14 protein-coding genes are annotated in these 18,688 nt (G+C 45.4%); all 14 read left to right on the top strand.

The window, feature by feature from the left end; translation table 11 throughout:
- Window positions 1-2: 2 nt before the first annotated feature.
- The 14 genes from GJS45_RS20310 to GJS45_RS20245 all read left to right on the top strand — a co-directional run bounded on the left by GJS45_RS20310 (window position 3) and on the right by GJS45_RS20245 (window position 18,673).
- On the top strand, window positions 3-1,526 hold the full coding sequence (locus GJS45_RS20310; RefSeq protein ID WP_162343701.1) for a RagB/SusD family nutrient uptake outer membrane protein: 1,524 nt from the start codon (window positions 3-5) through the stop codon (window positions 1,524-1,526).
- 28 nt (window positions 1,527-1,554) lie between these two features.
- On the top strand, window positions 1,555-2,979 hold the full coding sequence (locus GJS45_RS20305) for a sulfatase (RefSeq protein ID WP_162343700.1): 1,425 nt from the start codon (window positions 1,555-1,557) through the stop codon (window positions 2,977-2,979).
- Complete coding sequence (locus GJS45_RS20300; protein ID WP_162343699.1) at window positions 2,972-5,023, top strand: sulfatase-like hydrolase/transferase; 2,052 nt, start codon at window positions 2,972-2,974, stop codon at window positions 5,021-5,023. Before GJS45_RS20305 ends, GJS45_RS20300 begins: the two co-directional genes overlap by 8 nt.
- Before the next feature lie 435 nt (window positions 5,024-5,458).
- Complete coding sequence (locus GJS45_RS20295) at window positions 5,459-6,817, top strand: sulfatase family protein (RefSeq protein ID WP_235954895.1); 1,359 nt, start codon at window positions 5,459-5,461, stop codon at window positions 6,815-6,817.
- A 173-nt stretch (window positions 6,818-6,990) separates the two neighbouring features.
- On the top strand, window positions 6,991-7,191 hold the full coding sequence (locus tag GJS45_RS20290) for a hypothetical protein (RefSeq protein WP_162343698.1): 201 nt from the start codon (window positions 6,991-6,993) through the stop codon (window positions 7,189-7,191).
- A gap of 1 nt (window position 7,192) precedes the next feature.
- Window positions 7,193-7,465 (top strand): hypothetical protein, encoded by a 273-nt coding sequence (locus GJS45_RS20285; RefSeq protein WP_162343697.1) that lies wholly within the window; start codon window positions 7,193-7,195, stop codon window positions 7,463-7,465.
- A 226-nt stretch (window positions 7,466-7,691) separates the two neighbouring features.
- Window positions 7,692-8,036 (top strand): RagB/SusD family nutrient uptake outer membrane protein, encoded by a 345-nt coding sequence (locus GJS45_RS20280; protein WP_162343766.1) that lies wholly within the window; start codon window positions 7,692-7,694, stop codon window positions 8,034-8,036.
- Window positions 8,037-8,093: 57 nt separating this feature from the next.
- A complete protein-coding gene (locus tag GJS45_RS20275) occupies window positions 8,094-9,023 on the top strand; it encodes a dihydrodipicolinate synthase family protein (RefSeq protein ID WP_162343696.1) in 930 nt (309 codons plus the stop codon).
- A gap of 10 nt (window positions 9,024-9,033) precedes the next feature.
- Window positions 9,034-11,739 (top strand): sodium:solute symporter family transporter, encoded by a 2,706-nt coding sequence (locus tag GJS45_RS20270; RefSeq protein WP_162343695.1) that lies wholly within the window; start codon window positions 9,034-9,036, stop codon window positions 11,737-11,739.
- 83 nt (window positions 11,740-11,822) lie between these two features.
- Window positions 11,823-13,340, top strand: a complete 1,518-nt coding sequence (locus tag GJS45_RS20265) for a sialidase family protein (protein ID WP_162343694.1) — start codon at window positions 11,823-11,825, stop codon at window positions 13,338-13,340.
- Between the two features lie 152 nt (window positions 13,341-13,492).
- Window positions 13,493-16,273 (top strand): outer membrane beta-barrel protein, encoded by a 2,781-nt coding sequence (locus GJS45_RS20260; protein WP_162343693.1) that lies wholly within the window; start codon window positions 13,493-13,495, stop codon window positions 16,271-16,273.
- Window positions 16,274-16,388: 115 nt separating this feature from the next.
- Entirely contained in the window at window positions 16,389-16,787 is a 399-nt protein-coding gene (locus GJS45_RS20255; RefSeq protein ID WP_162343692.1) for a GlcG/HbpS family heme-binding protein, read from the top strand.
- A 189-nt stretch (window positions 16,788-16,976) separates the two neighbouring features.
- On the top strand, window positions 16,977-17,510 hold the full coding sequence (locus GJS45_RS20250; protein ID WP_162343691.1) for an RNA polymerase sigma-70 factor: 534 nt from the start codon (window positions 16,977-16,979) through the stop codon (window positions 17,508-17,510).
- 188 nt (window positions 17,511-17,698) lie between these two features.
- Window positions 17,699-18,673, top strand: coding sequence for a FecR family protein (locus GJS45_RS20245; protein ID WP_162343690.1), 975 nt, complete (start codon window positions 17,699-17,701; stop codon window positions 18,671-18,673).
- Window positions 18,674-18,688: the final 15 nt, after the last annotated feature.

The following is an 18,688-nucleotide window of genomic DNA, read 5'->3' as shown; positions in this document are numbered from 1 at the left end:
TCATGAAAATTATAAAAACTAATTACCTACTGATTGTATTTTCTTTAGTGTTTGCCACCAGCTGTGAGAGCTTTTTGCAGGAGGAAGTTCGGGGAATAATTGATCCCAGTACGTTTTATCAATCAGATGAAGAGGCCGTGCTTGCTGTAAATGGCATTTACCTGAATTTAAGGCAAAATGGATTTTATGGCAATTGGCAGGGAATTCATACCTTCACTCAATTAGGGGCAGACGAATTGGAGTCCAGCCGGCAATTTGGCGGCAATGAACCCATGCAAAATTACACCCTGACCCAAAGCAACTATTCGAATGCCAGGCAATTGTGGCAGTTGATTTATCGTATGATCGGGGATGCTAACTCGGTGATTACAAATGTTCAAAACAGTCCAAACATCAGTGATGCCGTCAAAAATCAATCGATCGGGGAGGCTTTGTATTTACGGAGTTTCGGGTATTACCACCTAAGTAATCTGTGGGGAGACGCACCTTACTATGACGAAGAAATCCCAATTGCCGATGCCGCCGCTTTGGGTAGAATGCCAGTCGACGAAATCCGGAATAACCTTGTTGGTGATTTGAAGCGCATCGAAACGGAAAATCTATTACCTGATTCCTATTCCGGCAATGATCTTGGAAGACCCACCGTTTGGGCAGCCAAAACCTTGCTTGCAAAAATTTATTTATGGCAACAAGACTGGACAAATGCCAGGTCGGAATGTTTGTCTATCATAAGCGAATCTCCGCATCAAATATTGCCAAGTTTCGGTGAAGTTTTTGATGTAAATAATCCATTTAATGAGGAGGTTATCTGGGCCATTGATTTTCAAAAAGATGTTCCGGGGAATGCACAAGACCGCACGGACGGATTCAACCCGAGACTCAGGGATGAGCCAAAAAATCCCGCAGACAGAGGGCCTCTTTCCGATGCATTGGCAGCCAGAAATGAAGAATTTAATGGATATGGCTTGACTGTTCCTATTCTGAGCTTTATCGATGAATTTCCCGAAAATGACTTAAGACGTCCCTATAATATACTCAGTCACTATTTGGGTTTTGAATTAACGTTCCAATACCTGACTAAATTCACCAACTTTGATTTCGTCAATTCCCCCCGCGGAAACCACGGAGAGGCGACCTTAATATTTAGGTTGTCAGATGTCTACCTAATGCTGGCAGAAGCCGAGAATGAGTTGAATGGCCCCGGTAATGCTTACCAATACATTAATGCCGTCCGGGAAAGAGCCTATGAACCCGATCAGCCTTATGCTGGAATGAGCCAATCCGATTTACGAACGGCCATACAGGCTGAGCGAAGATGGGAGTTGGCAGGTGAGGGCCACCGACGGTATGATTTGATCCGATGGGGCATTTTAGTGGAAACGGTAAAAAATGCCGAGTACCGTACTTATGACCCCGGAAACAATATTCAACCACATCATATCCGACTGCCTATCCCCGAAGAGGAAATCATTCTAAATCCTGTACTTTTGGATTCGGACCCTTCTAATAATGGTTATGGGAATTAGAAAAACCCTAATAATAAATAATTGTTTAATGTGCAGCTGTCTTATTTTGATGGCTATTCCTATACTTTATTCTTGTGGAAAAGAGAATAAACCCAACATCATCCTGATCAACGTAGATGATCTGGGCTATAAAGACCTGGTTTTTATGGGGAGTGCATATTATGAAACCCCAAACCTGGATAAACTGGCAGGGCAAGGCATGGTTTTTTACCATGCCTATGCTGCTGCTGCCAATTGCGCCCCCAGCCGAGCCAGCCTGATGAGTGGCAGGAATACCCCCAGACATGGGGTGTATACCGTCGACAATTCGGAAAGAGGAAATGCAAAAACCCGTAAAATCATTCCTACCCCCAATCGGGATTTCCTGCCTGATTCCTTGTATACCCTGGCCATGATGCTAAAGGATAATGGCTATACGAATGGGACTTTTGGGAAATGGCATATCAATGAGGATCCCTTGCAACATGGGTTTCATGTCAATGTGGGAGGGGCGCACCACGGAAATCCGGGAAAGAATGGGTACTTTAGTCCCTACAATATCAGCTTTATAGAAGACGGGCCGGAGGGGGAATACCTGACCGACCGATTGACCCGGGAGGCCATCGCATTTATTGAAGCCAATCAGTCCAAACCGTTTTTCTTAAACTTACCCTTCTATTCCGTACATACCCCCATTATGGGCAAGGAAAGCCTGATTGAAAAGTTTAAGAATAAACAGGGAAGGGAAGGACAGGACCGGGCTGATTATGCGGCCATGGTAGCTTCGGTAGATGAAAATGTGGGTAAACTATTGCAGGTCCTTGATGAATTAAACCTTTCAGATAATACGCTTTTGATTTTTACTTCTGATAATGGCGGGATCAGGGATATCTCCTACCAAGACCCTTTGAGAGCAGGAAAGGGTTCCTATTATGAAGGAGGTATCCGAATCCCTTTGGTAATTCGCTGGCCTGGAAAAATTCCCGCCGGAACTACCTCCGATGTTCCCGTGACTCATATGGATTTTTACCCAACGATAAGGAATATCGTTGAAGCGGAGCAGGTGGGGGAGGAGAAATGGGATGGAATGGACCTGGCTCCCCTGTTTAAGCAAGAATCGCTAGCGGAGAGGCCCCTCTTTTGGCATTTTCCCGTCTACCTTCAGGCCTATAATCCCAAAGAAGATGGGGGCAGGGATCCCTTGTTCAGAACCCGGCCGGGGTCTGTAGTCAGAAAAGGGAAATGGAAGCTCCATCATTATTTCGAAGAGGATGATTACGAACTCTATAACCTGGCGGAAGATCCGGGAGAAACAACCAATTTAGCGGAAAGTCAACCAACAGTCAGGGATCAACTGATTGAAATGCTCGAAAACTGGAGGAAGGAAGTCAATGCACCTGTTCCGGATCAGGCAAATCCCCATTATGATAAAGCATTTGAAATGAACCTGATAAATGAAAAATTGAATGAATAAGCTGTCTTTAATAATGTTGCTGGTAGTTTCCGGCATTTTGATGCCTGAATTTGCTTTTGGAACCAGGCCGGTAGCTAAAAAGCCCAACATCATTTTTATTCTGACCGATGATTTGGGATATGGTGACCTGGGGATATTGTATCAAAACCAGCGGAAAGCGGAAGGAGAACCCTATCATCGTACACCCAATTTGGATCAAATGGCCGCAGAAGGAATGATCTTAACCCGTCATTATGTACCTGCACCAGTCTGTGCACCTTCCCGGGCTTCCTTGCTCCTGGGTCAACACCAGGGACATGCCGAAATCAGAAACAATCAATTCGATAAAGCCCTTCCTGATAACCATAACCTGGCGACCGTGCTGAAAGAGGCCGGTTATGCGACGGCATTGATTGGTAAATACGGGCTTCAGGGCTTGCAGGGAGACAGTCCTGCTACCTGGGGAGCCTATCCTACCAAAAGGGGCTTTGATTATTTCTTCGGATATGTCCGTCACCGGGATGGACACAATCATTATCCGGCACACGATGTGGCAAACAGGGGACCGATGGAATTTTACGATGGAAATGAAGAGATATCCAGTCAATTAAAGGGAAGTTACACCACGGACCTTTTTACAGCCAGGGCAAAAAAATACATTCACGACCATCAACAGGGCCATCCCGATCAACCGTTTTTTATGTACCTGGCCTACGATACCCCGCATGCAGGTCTGGAAATCCCCAGCATGCCCTATCCCTCGGGTGGGGGTGCAACCGGAGGTATGCAATTCATCGGAGAAAAAGATAATTTTATCAATACCGCCAAGGGGGAGGTAAATGGTTTTATCCATCCGGATTACCGCAAGGAAGAGTGGCCGGAAGTACAGCAGCGCTTTGCCAGTATGGTTCGCCGAATTGACAATGCAGTGGGCGATCTTATCCATTTATTAAAGGACCTGGAAATTGATGAGGAAACCCTGATTGTTTTTACCTCGGACAATGGTCCACATCACGAGTCCTACGGTTATGGAGATTATGATCCTGTTTTTTTTGAAAGTTTCGGAAATTTGGATGGCACCAAACGCGATACCTGGGAGGGAGGTATCCGTGTGCCGGCACTGGTTAGGTGGCCGGGAGAAATACAGGAAAGCGTGAAAAATGACTCTCCCTCAGGGTTCCATGATTGGTTGCCGACATTTGCTGAAATCAGCGATTTGCCAGCGCCAGCCAATACCGATGGCAGGTCACTCTGGCCCATACTTTCCGGGCAGGCCAATGAGCACAATGGCAAAGTTTATATCGAGTACCAGGTCAACAATAACACGAAGGGTTACGAATCCTTTCTGGAATCCAAAAGAGGCAAAAAGCGGGGAGAAATGCAGGTCTTGTACCTGGATGGCTATAAGGGTATCCGGTATAATATATTATCGCATGAAGATGATTTCCGTATTTTTGATACGAAATCCGATCCCGGAGAAGCCAATGACCTCGCCGGAACGAATGGGGAGTTTGTCAAGCTCCAAAAAGAAATGAAAAATGCTGTTCTCCGTTGGCGAAGGTTCAATGCTTCGGCCGATCGGCCCTATGATGATTTGCCGGTTCCTTCGCTGGATCTGAATGAGATTCCTGAAATGGGGGTACAGGTTGCCAGCTACCGGGGGGATTTCCCATGGGTGCCCTTTATCAATACCGAAAAGGACCTTCCAACGGAGTTTCACCTTTTGGCCCAACTGGACGACTTTGTACCCAAGGAGGAGGCTAAGGTATTTGTATTCCAGGGGCTGCTAAAAGTAGATCAAACCGGTACTTACGAAATCGGTTTTCACACCAATAGCGGACTGGTGATGCATGTCCACGATGCGCTGGTGGTGGATAACGACCATCCAAGCCTGGCAAAGGAATCCGGGATGTCCAGCTTGTTTCTGGAGAAAGGGTATCATCCCGTTAAATGGGTTGTCAAAAAGCCGGATGACGAAGAAAATCTAAGGCTGGAGCTGAAATGGTCCGGACCGGGTTTTCAAGACAAGCCCTTGAGCATGTACCAACAAACCCCAACCAACTAAATGGAAGGATTATAAACATACGTTCGACCTGTTTTCATAATAAAACCGTCATTCCGAGGCTCCTAGGGCGGATTTGTGCGGAGGAAGCCGTGGGAATCTTTAGTAAAACGGGACAGCCACACCATAGTGCGCACAAAAAAGGGTTCGTAGTGACGATATAGCCGGGTTTAAGCACGCTCTTAACTCGAACTCACGCTATAAGGGTAAAAAGATTTGAATAAAGGGGGTATTCGGATTCCTTTTATGGCCGGCCGGAAAGGCAAAATCGAATGGTAGATATGAAGATGAAAACCAAACCCCGGTAGGGGTGAAAGGAGTGTAATCCCGGGTAAGCCTACAGCGGAGGCGCAGCCCGGGGTATTTTTGTGGGGTTTTCCGGAATAATAGGTAAATAATTTCTATATTTAAAAGACTACTTAAAATGATCAAAACCCAATGAAACCTCCTTCCATGAATTTTATTCTGAGTTACAAAATAAGCTTAACAGTTGTTATTTTATTTCTTTCCGCCAGCTTCGGTTTCAGCCAAACAGAGAAACCAAACATCATATACATCCTTTCCGATGATCAGTCCTGGACCGATTATGGGTTTACCGGACACCCGCACATAGAAACTCCCCGCATCGATCAACTGGCAGCGGAGGGGCTCACCTTTACACGCGGCTATGTGACGGCTCCTCTTTGCAGTCCTTCCCTGGCTTCCATCATCACAGGATTATACCCCTACCAGCATGGTATTACGGGAAATGATCCCGAATTCATCTTTGAAAAACCACGGTACCAAACCGATTGGCAGGAAGCCAGGTCCCGGCTTTACAAAGACTACCTGGACGAATTCCAAAAACACCCAACGGTACCCCAGCTGTTACAAAAACTCGGCTATGTATCCTTTCAGTCCGGGAAATGGTGGGGTGGCCACTGGAAGGAGGGCGGATTTACCGATGGTATGACGCATGGAGATCCCACAAGGGGAGGCCGCCATGGGGATGAAGGATTGAAAATCGGAAGAGAAGGCATGGACCCCATCTTTGATTTTATGGATCAGGCCATAGCCGATCAGGATCCGTTCTTTATCTGGTATGCTCCCTTTTTGCCCCATTCGCCACATACGCCACCGGATTCCCTTCTGCAAAAATACCTTCCCAAAGCACCTACCGAAGCGGTGGCTGCCTATTGGGCCATGTGTGAATGGTTGGACATCACGGTAGGCCAGCTATTGGATAAGGTAGAGGAGGAAGGGTTGACTGACAATACCCTGGTGGTATTTGTAACCGACAATGGCTGGATTCAGGATCCTGACCGGCCCAACCGATATGCCCCCGGATCCAAACAAGACCCACAAGACATGGGGATTCGGACACCTATCATTTACAAGTGGCCGGGAAAAATCAGCCCCCGCATGGATACCGAAAACCTGACGAGCAGCATCGACATGGCCGTGACCACCCTGGCAGCGGTAGGCATGGAACCGCTTCCAGACATGCAAGGCATCAATGTGCTGGACACCAAGGCATTGTCGAAAAGAAAACAGATTTACAGCATGGATTTTTCCCATGACATGGCGGCCGTGGACCAACCGGAGCAAACATTGGAAAACCGCATCATAATCAGTGGTACCTGGAAGTTGATTGACCCGGGTACTGCGAATGCTGACAACCAGGAAGTCCTCCTATATGATATTTTGGAAGATCCCATGGAAACGGAGAATTTGGCGGATGAGCGCCCTAAAGTGGTTAAAAAGCTATTGGCTGACCTGGATAAGTGGTGGTCAGCAGAGGCAGGTTCCAAACAATAGAATGGGGGAGCATCCATTAAAAAACAAAAAGGCAGGAAATTTTTCCTGCTTTTTTTAATTGGTGCTGATGTACTCCTATGAAAACTAAGTTTCCATCCCTCAAAATGGTCATTTTCGGGTTTTTTGGGTAGATAATGAAAGAGGAAAAGTCTAAAAACTAATAATTCTATTAAATGGAAGAAAGCAGACGCTCATTTTTAAGCAAAATCGGATGGCTAGCGGGGAGTTTGCTTACTCCTGTCAATGCCATCTGGGCCAGGGTTCCTTTCAAAGGGTCAATTGCACCGGTATATTTCACCAATGGATTCAAAATGACGGAAGTTTCCCAATCGGAAGTAACCGTATGGACCCGTCTTGGAACCGGCAAAGATTGAAGTGAAAATAGAAAAGGAAGATGGAATAGTTGTTTTTGGTCCAATATATTCCAATTATGAAACGGATTTATCGGTTGAAATATGGATTGATGGGTTACAATCGTCCTCTAGCTACCCCTATCAGCTAATAGTTAACGACAAGGTTATTTCTCCCAGCACCGATCAAGTGATCAATACCGTACCGGAATTGGGAACAAACGAAGAGGTTAAGATTGCCTTTGGTTCTTGTCCTCACCGTTGGGGGTTGGGAAATCACAACTTATCATCCTTCTAAGGAAGATCCAGCTGTTACTTTCCGACTTGTAAGTGAAGATGGTAACTACCTATTTGAAAAAACCATAAATAAAAGTGAATTAACACCATGATGATTAAACTCCTTTTTTCATGTTAATCTTCGTTTAAAAGCGATAAAAATTGTTTTATTAACATATCAATAATAAAAAGCCATTATTAATATGGAATACATCAAGCTGATTTCTTCTTTAAAAGAGATCTAATGGATATTAAATAAGAAAGGCTCCATTTTAAATTTTGTTAAAAATGGGAGCTCGGGGTTTAAAACCAACCAGATAAGACAGCGGGCCTTTGGCGATCAGTTTTCAGCAGTTGAATACAGTGATTCAGGCCAGGAGGCCAACGATGAAGCAATTCTTCAGGAAAGGATGCTGGAGTTGGCGTTTGAAGGCAAGCGTTGGTTTGATCTGGTGAGGTTTGACCAGGCATTTGAGCGGGTCCCCTCTTTGCAAGGCAGGAGCAATGAGCGCCACCTTTTGCTTTGGCCAATATCCCTGGGCACCATTAGTTTGAATGCTAAAATTGAACAGAACCCGGGATACGGTAATTGACAGGAAATAGAATGGAAGCCAAATAGTATCTTTGGCTTCCATTTAAAAATAGAAAATATGAGATTTAAAAAAATTGAAGGGCTGATTGCCGCTACTTTTGCTCCCTATAATGGAAAGGGGGAAATTAACCCGAGTATCCTATCCAACTATGCCCATTCTCTTAAAAAAAATGGCGTAAAAGGGGTTTTTATCAATGGCACAACTGGTGAAGGGGCATCTCTGGACCTGGAAGAAAAACAAATTTTAATGCAAGCCTGGGCCAGCGAGCAGACGGAAGCTTTCAAGGTCATGGCCATGCTTGGGGGAACTAACCAAAAAGAATCGATCATACTGGGTAAACTAGCGGCGGATTTGGGATTATATGGGGTGGCTGTCACGGCGCCCTATTATTTCAGGCCGGGTAATGTGGCCCAATTGGTGGATTACATGCAGCCCATCGCTGCTTCAGCTCCCGACCTGGCATTTTATTTCTACCATATTCCGCTGCTCACCAAAGTAGATTTGCCCATGTTAGGATTATTGGAGGCTGTACCAGATAAGATTCCCAATTTTGCGGGTATCAAGTACACCCACCATAACCTGATGGAATTTAACCAGTGCCTGCGTTTCAATAATGGCAGCTATGATGTGCTTTGGGGTTGGGATGAGACCTTTTTAGCCGGACTGGCCATGGGGGCAAAAGGAGCCGTAGGCAGCACCTATAATTTTGCAGCGCCACTTTATCAGGGCATAAAAAAGGCCTTTGATGGGGGAGATATGCAAAAGGCATTGGCACTTCAGGAAAAGTCAATTGATTTTATCAACTTATATGGAAGATTTGGGGGGCCTGCTGCTGGAAAGGCCCTATTAAAGCTTTGTGGCATCGATTGCGGTGATTTCAGGGCTCCAGTGAAAACCCTGGACCCGGAAATGCTGGAAGCATTGAAAGCCCAATTGACGGCACAGGGATTTTTTGATTTTTCAAACCTAAATACCCAAGATTCATGAAAACCCTGCTATGGTAAAAGTGTATAAATCAATTCTTTTTTGCCTGATCTTGTGTCCGTTTCTGTGGAGCCAACTCTGGGCACAGGAAGTACCGAAGACCTATGGTGATTATCATTGGGAAATGGTAGCGGAGCTGCCGGCCTGGCCGGAGCAAAGTGCTTCCCTGGGATATGCCGGAATGTATGCCGGTACTCACAACGGGGCATTGATACTGGCTGGGGGAGCTAACTTTCCAGATAAAAAACCCTGGAATGGAGGGGAGAAAAAATTCTGGGATAGGATTCACGTGCTGGAAAAAGACAAGGCCGAGGCAAGATGGGTGGAGGGTATTGACATACGGCTTCCGGTAAGCATGGCCTATGGGGCATCGGTGAGTACGCCGATGGGGCTTTTCTGTTTAGGGGGAGAGAATGAAGAGGGGTACCAAAGCAGCACCTGGTGGATATCCTGGGATAGTAACAATCAAAAAGTTGCTTTGAAAGAAGGGACTCCTTTTCCGATGGAACTGGCTAATGCATCAGCGGTTTATGTCGAAGGTTATGTTTACCTGGCAGGAGGTGAAAATCAGGAGGTATGGGATCGGTTTTACCGACTTGATATCAATGATGCCGGAGCAGTGTGGGAAGCATTACCACCTATTCCGGGACAAGGCCGGTCTCATGCGATGATGGCCGTGCAGCATGACGGCAGGGAGCAAAAAATATTTTTAGCCGGTGGAAGAAGAAAGCAGACAGATGCGCCTGCCTACTTTTATGACGATTTTCTGTCCTACTCCCCTGTCAATCAAGAATGGGTAAGCCTGGGAAACATCGAAGATGAACAGGGTAAAACGATTCCTTTGGCAGCAGGCACAGCAGCAGCTTTTGGTTCGGGTCATATCTTGCTGTTGGGTGGAGATGAAGGAAAATTGTACCGGCAACTGGAGCAAATTGCTCTTGATCTGGAGGATGCTACTTTGAGTAGGTCAGATTCCTTACAGTTGATAGCAGAAAGAAATGGTATTTTGGATGCGCACCCGGGCTTCAGTCAAAGGGTATTGGCCTATCATGCGGTGACAGGCACCTGGTCCCGGCTGGCCGATATGCCGCTCCAGGGCCCGGTAACCACTACGGCTGTATTTTGGGACGGGGAACTTATTCTGCCTTCGGGAGAAATTAGCCCCGGAATCAGAACTCCTGCCATCCGTGGGATGAAACTTTCAAAAAAAGAAGGTTTTGGCTGGGTGAATTATTCAGTACTGGGTTCATACCTGGGAATTTTGGTGGTTATGGGGATTATCATTTCCAAAAAACAAACCTCAGTTACAGATTTTTTCAAGGCAGGAGGAAGGGTGCCCTGGTGGGCCGCGGGAATCAGCGTTTTCGGTACTCAGCTCAGTGCCATCACTTTCATGGCGATCCCTTCCAAAACCTTTGCCACTGACTGGACATTGTTTTGGCTACTCATGACGATCATAATGGTTTCTCCCATTATCATTTTTTGGTTTTTGCCTTTTTTCAGACGGCTTAACCTCACCTCAGCATATGAATACCTGGAGATGAGGTTTGACAAGACCATTCGCCTGCTGGGAAGCCTGATTTATATCGCCTTGCAGCTGGGAAGGTTAGGCATCGTATTATTGCTGCCTTCTCTGGCACTTGCAGTGATTACCGACATTGATGTCATGGCCTGCATCCTTTTAATGGGAGTATTGAGTATTTTGTACACCGTCTTGGGGGGAATTGAAGCCGTCATTTGGACAGATGTGATCCAGGTAGTGGTATTGTTAGGGGGAGCCCTGATGTGTTTGGTGCTGATGGTATTCAGCATTGATTTGAGTTGGCAGGAATTAGCTACCTTTATCATGGAGGATCAAAAAATGAAGCTATTTGATACCCGGCTGGATTTCACAGGAACGGCCATTTGGGTTATCCTACTGGGAGGCTTGGCCTCTAATATTGTACAATATGGCAGTGATCAAACCGTGATACAAAGGTACCTGACCACCAAAGACGAATCCTCAGCCGCCAAAAGTATTGTGACAGGGGCCTTGATGGCATTGCCCTCAGCCCTGATTTTCTTTTCTATAGGGACGGCCCTGTATTTGTTTTACCTCAGCCATCCCCAGGAATTATCACCTGTCATGTCCAATACCGACAGTATTTTCCCCTGGTACATCGTTACCCAATTGCCCAATGGGGTGTCAGGCTTATTGATTGCGGCTGTTTTTGCGGCGGCCATGTCCAGCCTGGACAGCAGCATGAATTCGGTGGCTACCGTGGTGACCACCGACTTTTACCATCAATGGTACCCCCGAGATGGGGAAGGTAAAAATTCCCTCCTTTTTGCCAGGTCCATTACCGTGATCGTTGGTTTATTGGGGACAGGTTTTGCTCTGGTGATGGCCAATATGGGCATTCCTTCGCTCTGGGACCAATTCAATATGCTGATCGGCCTTTTTGCTGGCGGGCTGGGGGGCATCTTTCTGATTGGAATACTTTCCTCCAGCACCAATGCAAGGGGAGCGCTGATCGGCATTTCTGGCAGTGCGGTCATTCAGGTTGTGATCAAGTATCAAACCGAGTTGAGCATCCACCTTTATGCATTGACCGGTTTGGTGAGTGCCATGGTGCTGGCTTACCTGGCCAGTAAATGGTTTCCCAGGCCAAGCAAAGAAAAACTGGCAGGACTTACCCTCAAAACCATTGGTAAAGGGAAAAAAGAGAAATTGGCCTGACGGCAAAAATGATAATAAGGAGGTCGTTAGGGCAAATCCTAACAGGCCAATACAGAAAAAATGTAACTATTAATCAATTGACTATGAAACTGCTCAACATTTGCTTACTGATTTTTCTACTGTCTGGCTGCCACAGCGAAAAAAATTGGCCATTATCAGAAGACATGGCCTGGAAGCAGACCTATGTTCCGGTAATCACAGGAAAAGCTACCACCATAGGCCAGCTGGAAATGAATTTAAAAACGGAGAAAAGCTTTAACGGGATGGGATTGGACCTGGATTCCGACATAGAAATAATGGACATTTCCCTTTTTAGGATGATGGATAATGGGCCGGAAAAAATGGGGTCTTTCAAAGCTACAGATGGCCTATGGTTGTTGGAGGCAGAAACGGTTTTGCCGGCAGGGAATCAGCAACTCGAAATTGCCATAACTACGGGAAAAGATGCTGATATAAAAGAAAGCATAGATTTAAAGGTGGCTTATGTGGATTTGGCAGGTGAAAGTGTCAGGCCTCAGGGGCAGGAAAACCTGATGCCGTATCGGCTGGCAAAATCGCTCAGAAACAAGGGGGACGACGGGGTGCATACTTACAGGATTCCAGGTCTGGCGACCAGCAAAGCGGGAACACTTTTGGCTGTCTATGATGTGCGTCGTGAGCAGGGAGCTGATTTGCAGGGAGATATTGACGTAGGCTTAAGTAGGAGTACGGATGGAGGTCAAAACTGGGAACCTATGAAAATAATCATGGATATGGGTGAGTGGGGCGGCTTGCCCCAGGATCAAAATGGGATAGGAGATCCTGCCATATTGGTAGATGAAGAGACGGGCACCATCTGGGTAGTGGCTTTATGGTTGCATGGAAAACCTAACACGGCAGCCTGGAACAGCTCCGGTCCGGGTCTGAAACCGGAAGAAACAGGGCAGATGATGTTGGTAAAATCGGAGGATGATGGAAATACCTGGTCTGAACCCATCAATATCACAGAACCGATGAAAGACCCTTCCTGGAACCTTTTTTTCAATGGCCCGGGAAAGGGCATTACCATGAAGAATGGCACCCTGGTTTTTGCTGCTCAATATAAGGACGCAGATAAAATGCCTTACAGTACCATTATTTACAGTGAAGACCGGGGAGCGTCCTGGAAGGTAGGTACAGGTGCCAAATCCAATACCACGGAAGCCCAGGTGGTGGAATTGGCAGATGGAAAGCTGATGTTAAATATGAGAGACAACAGGGGAGGTTCCCGTTCTGTGGCGGTCACAGCGGACATGGGAAAAACATGGACGGCCCATCCCAGTAGCAGATCTGCTCTGATTGAGCCAGTATGTATGGCCAGCCTGATCAAATTCAATGAGGAGGTATTGTTTTTCTCCAACCCGGCCGCTACTGAGGCCAGACAGGATATTACCATAAAAACCAGTTTGGATTGGGGAAGCAGCTGGCCGGAGGACATGCAAGTATTGTTGGATCAGGAGAAAAGTGCCGGGTATTCTTGTCTAACCGTGATTGACAGCGATCATATCGGTATCATTTATGAAAGCAGCCAGGTCCATTTGGCTTTTCAGATCATCCCATTAGAGGATTTGATAAAGGAATAGGTATGAATTTGTAAAAGAAACCATCCACCGTCCACTCGTTCGGTATATACCCCATTAATAGAATAAAAATTTAATTGTCTACAATTTTTCGTATTTTAGGAGTAATATTTATTGAAAAAACCGATTTTCCGTAAAATATTACCTAAACCAACATGTTAAAAATTGTATATTTATCATTTATTTTTCTACTAATCGGTGGTTCTGTATATTCTCAGACGACTCTTAGTGGAAAGGTACGGGATAAGGCTTCTAAAGAGACCCTTCCCGGCGCATATGTTTTTGTAACAACCACCGAGGGTGATACCTTAAGCACCACGTTCACGAACGAAAATGGTCGCTTTGCATTCGATAAACCGGCGCAAAGCAGCTTGGAAATCAAGATCAGTTTTGTGGGTTATGAGGACCTGAGTGAACTAGTCGAGAATACCAACAAGAGAAATTTGGGTACCTTTGAATTGGTGGAGGAAGGAAGTTTGCTGGAAACCTACGAGCTGGAAGGCCAGACCATGTCCGGCCAAATGAAAGGAGACACGGTATCCATGAATGCGGCTGCTTACCAGACAAGAGGCCAGGCCAGTGCTGGCGAATTGATTCGGAAAATGCCGGGAGTGGTCATGCAGGGAGGTACCATTGAGGTACAGGGGGAGACCGTAGGTCGTGTTTTGGTAGATGGAGAGCCGTTTTTCGGGGATGACCCAGCTATGGCCATGCAGAATATACCCGTAGAAGTAATCGACCGGATAGAATTTTTAGATCAACTCAGCGATCAGGCCCAGCTAACCGGTTTTGACGATGGGGAAACCATTAAAACCATCAATATTATCACCAAAAAAGAAAAACGAGGCGGCACATTTGGTCGTGTGTTTGCCGGGTATGGTACGGATGACAATTACCTGGTAGGTGGAAGCGTGAATTTTTTCAATGAAGCGCAACGTATTACTGCCCTTGGATTGAGTAATAATATCAACCAGCAAAACTTTTCGGCCGATGACTTGTCGGGAGCCTTTGGAGGTGATGATAACCGTCGCGGTGGAAGAGGTCGTAGAGGAAACCCCCTTACCACCCGGGAACGGCCAGGCATTACCCATACCAATGCCGTTGGATTAAACTTCACTGATAAATTTGACGAAGGAAGGGCCAAAATTACCGGGAGTTATTTTTTCAATGAAAGTAAGAATTTCCTGAACCGTAATTCCTCCCGGGAGTATATTCTTCCCAGTGATAGCTTGCAACTTTACGATGAAATCAGAAATAGCGAAAATAACAACCAGAATCACCGCCTGGACCTTCGACTGGATTACGACATGTCTGAAAAGCATGCTATCATTTGGAGGCCTCGTGTAAGGTATGAAAAAGGAAGTGCGTATAGCCTGCTATCGGCTCAAAATTTGTTTAATCCCAGCACTCCCATAAACGAGACAGAAAACACCACCTCGGGAAACAATGAATCGTTTCGGTTTTTAAGTGATTTTACCTATCGGTATAAATTTAATAAAGAAGGACGTACGCTTTCAGCAAAGTTTGATACCCGTATGGATAATGACAATCGGGATTCCCGACTGGTATCTGTCAACCGTGATTTTCAGACTCAAAATTTGGATAGTTTGATTCAAAATTCCCTTAGCGAATCCAGTTCCTTTAACTACGAATTTGAAATCGAATACAGTGAGCCTATCGGAGATCATTCACAGGCAAGGCTGGAATACGAGGTCGGAAATGACCTGGGCAACACCTTGCAGGAAGTTTCCCAGCGAGAAATGGAATCCACTCTTTTCGAGCTGGACTCGACCCTGTCCAATGAGTTCGAAAACACCTATCTGCAACACGAGATCGGTTTGGGATACCGGTACAATAAGGATAAGATCCGGATTTTTTCTTCATTCGACTACCAAATTTCAATTTTGGATAGTGACCGGGTTTTTCCCGGATTTGAAAATACGAACCGTACCTTCCGGAACTTTGTACCCCGAATGGTATTTATTTACGACCCGAATGAAAACACCAACATCCGGATTTACTACCGCGGGGATACCGATGCTCCATCCGTTAGACAGCTACAGGATGTTATTGATAATAGTAACCCCATCCAAATATCTACCGGTAACCCGAATTTGGATCAGGAATACGAACATAGGCTGTTTACCCGGATCCGTAAAATCAATCCGGAAACCAATAAGTCATTTTTCATGTATATGGGAGGGCGTATAACGAGTAATTACCTTGGAAATGCGACCTACATAGCCAGTCGGGATACCCTTATTCAGGGAGACGTGCTGCTTCGGCAGGGCGGCCAACTGAATCGGCCGGAAAACCTGGACCAGTATTGGGATTTGCGAAGCTATTTTTCATTTGGATTTCCACTCAATTTTATGCAAAGCAATCTGAATCTAAGTGCCAGAGCTGGCATTACCAATCGGCCCGGGCTGATTAATGAACAAACCAACTACAACCGGAATATGTATGTCGGACCTGGAATCGGGATTAGTAGTAATTTAGGAGAACATCTGGATTTCAACCTTTCCACCCGAGGGAATTACAATGTTGTCCGCAGCAGTTTGCAGGAAAATCTCAACAACAACTATTACACGCAAAGTACGCGGCTGGATTTATATTGGAATTTCGCCGGAGGCTTTTTCTTCAGTACCAATGTGAACAATCAACTATACAAAGGTCTGGGAGAGGAGTTTGACCAATCTATTTGGCTGATGAACGCCGATCTCGGGTACCGCTTCCCACCAACGGAACAATTTGAACTTAAAATGACCCTATTTGATTTGCTCAATCAAAATACCAGTATCGATAGAAATGTAACCGATGTGTATGTAGAGGATACCCGGACGCAGGTGGTGCAGCAGTTTTTTATGATGACCCTTACCTATAATATCCGGAGTTTTGGTGCCTCAGGATCTGCATCTCAGATGATGGGTAACTAATGGAGTATAGGAACATCTGTCCTAATGGCATCGTTTGATGGCGAATATTTGTTATATTTATCTTCTAAGCCAGCAACAACAAGAATAAATACTAATATATAAAACCCTCAAAATCATGAACATTACCCTGACACAAGCTGAAAAAGTAATTGAAGCAGCAAAAAGGAAAGCGGCGGCTATTGATACAAAGATGGATATTTGCGTCGTCGATACGGGTGCAAACCTTACGGCATTCGCCCGGATGGACGGTGCCTGGCTGGGCTCGGTAGACATCAGTATCAAAAAGGCAAAAACCGCCATGTACTTCACTATGGATACCGAGCAGTTAAGCCCTTTGGTACAGCCTGGAGCCCCCCTCTATAATATAGAACACTCCAATCAGGGGTTGATTACCTTTCCCGGTGGGTTGGTTTTGAAGAATCAGGAGGGGACAATCCTGGGAGCTATCGGTGTTTCCGGAAGCACAGTGGAAGATGATCGCGAGGTGGCAAAGGCTGGAGCTGAAGCATTATAACTGTTACCAACCGGATCATAACTGATCAAATTACCCTTACCTTCAGTGAGATGAACTCCAACGTCCTGCTGAAGGTTTTTTTGGTTTTTGCGTTCCAGGTTTTTAATTATTTAGTAGGAGCTTGTTCTTTTGGTTAAAGGAAAAAAATCATTACCTTTTCCAGTACAAGTCAATTAAACCCAATAACTAATGACCGACCAGGAGCTTTGCCTGAAGCTTTATGAAGGAGACAAAAAGGCTTTTGATGGCATTTATCGGAAGTACTGGAAACGGCTCTTTTTATATGTTTATAAACTTTCTGGTGATAGGTACCAAAGTGAGGATATCGTGCAGGAGGTTTTTGTGAAACTTTGGCGGAGAAGGCAGGCCAAAAAGATCAATCAATTGGAAAATTATCTATTTAAATCTGCCAAATATGGTGTTTCCAATCTGATTAGAGACAGGAAGATTAGCTTTCCATTAGAGGAGTATGTTTCTAATCTTGTGGAAGAAGTGAATGCTGACCTGCTGATGGAAGAAAAAGAAACCGAACGGCTCATTCGGGAAAGTATCAGCAGCCTGCCCTCCCGGTGCCAGGAGGTCTTTATTATGAGCAGGGATAATTTTCAGAGCAACCAGGAAATCGCTCACCAGTTAAATCTTTCTGTCCGAACGGTGGAAACCCAAATCCACAAGGCTTTGAAATTTATTAAAAAAAACCTCGGGCAAATTTATTTTTGGTAATTCCGTTTAGGGGAAAGGATACTTCGAAAAACCGATTTTTAGGTTTAATATTTAATTAATATTTCGTTGCTATCTATTAAATCAATAATTTATTTTATTTTTTTCGTACGGAAACGAGTAAAAATATCCAAGAGACGTACGTAGTAGGGCTTCCTTTTGTGTCTATCCTTTTAAATGGACCCTTAGGCATGAGTAAACACGTACTTTTAGAGCTATTGGAAAAGCAGATTCGTGGTCTTACATCTGAACGTGAAGACGGGCTGATTGATGCCATTTTTGAGCGGTTGGAACGTAGGGGATTGCATCGGAAGCTGGATGCCACGGAGGAGGAAATCAGGGACAGCATCAAGGCAAAGATAGAGCTGGAATTAAAGCCCCAAAAGAATTATGAATCGGTATCCAGAATGTTGGGAATAATGGCAGTAGCCTTAGTTGGGATAGTAGTGATTGCCTTTGTTTTACTTCCTGCTAGCGATGCCGCCTTTTCTGCTCAAATGGAAGAGCGAACTACCAATGAAAGGCAAAAGGCAACCATTACCCTAAGGGATGGCAGCAAAGTGCACCTAAACGTAAGTAGTAAATTGAGTTTTCCGGATCCGTTTGAGTCCGATGAAAGGAGAGTTTCCCTGGAAGGAGAGGCTTTTTTCGAAATAGCCCATAATGCCTCCCGTCCTTTTGTGGTCGAAGTAAATGAGGTAGAGACCAAAGTGTTAGGCACCTCATTCAACGTGAATGCCTATCGCGACGATAAAGTGGAGATTGCCGTGGCCAGTGGCAGTGTAGGGGTAAGGGAAAACCATGATATCAGAGAGGCAACGGAGCAATACCTGGTGTTGAGTCCAAGGCAAATGGCGGTAGTGGACAAAATAAACCATAACGTTTCGGTCGAATCCATAGATGTAGACCGGTACCTTGGCTGGCGTTCCGAGTCTATCAGTTTTGATTTGCTTCCTTTTGACCGGGTAGTGGAGCGACTGGAAGAGGTGTATAGCATGGAGATCGAATTGGAGGGCTATAAGGAAGGGGACTGTCTGGTAAGGGCTAACTATATCAATCGTAGTCTTTACCATGTATTGTATAGCCTTAAAAACGTAGTGGAATTTGAGTACGAACCGGGTGAAGGGAGAAGCATGAAAATATATTATAAGAGATGTAAATTTTAACCGCAAAAGATGCCT

This window comes from Cyclobacterium salsum, assembly GCF_010119245.1.
GTDB lineage: Bacteria > Bacteroidota > Bacteroidia > Cytophagales > Cyclobacteriaceae > Cyclobacterium > Cyclobacterium salsum.
Note: the sequence above shows the minus strand (reverse complement) of the source record. Positions and strands in the feature narration are given on the sequence as shown.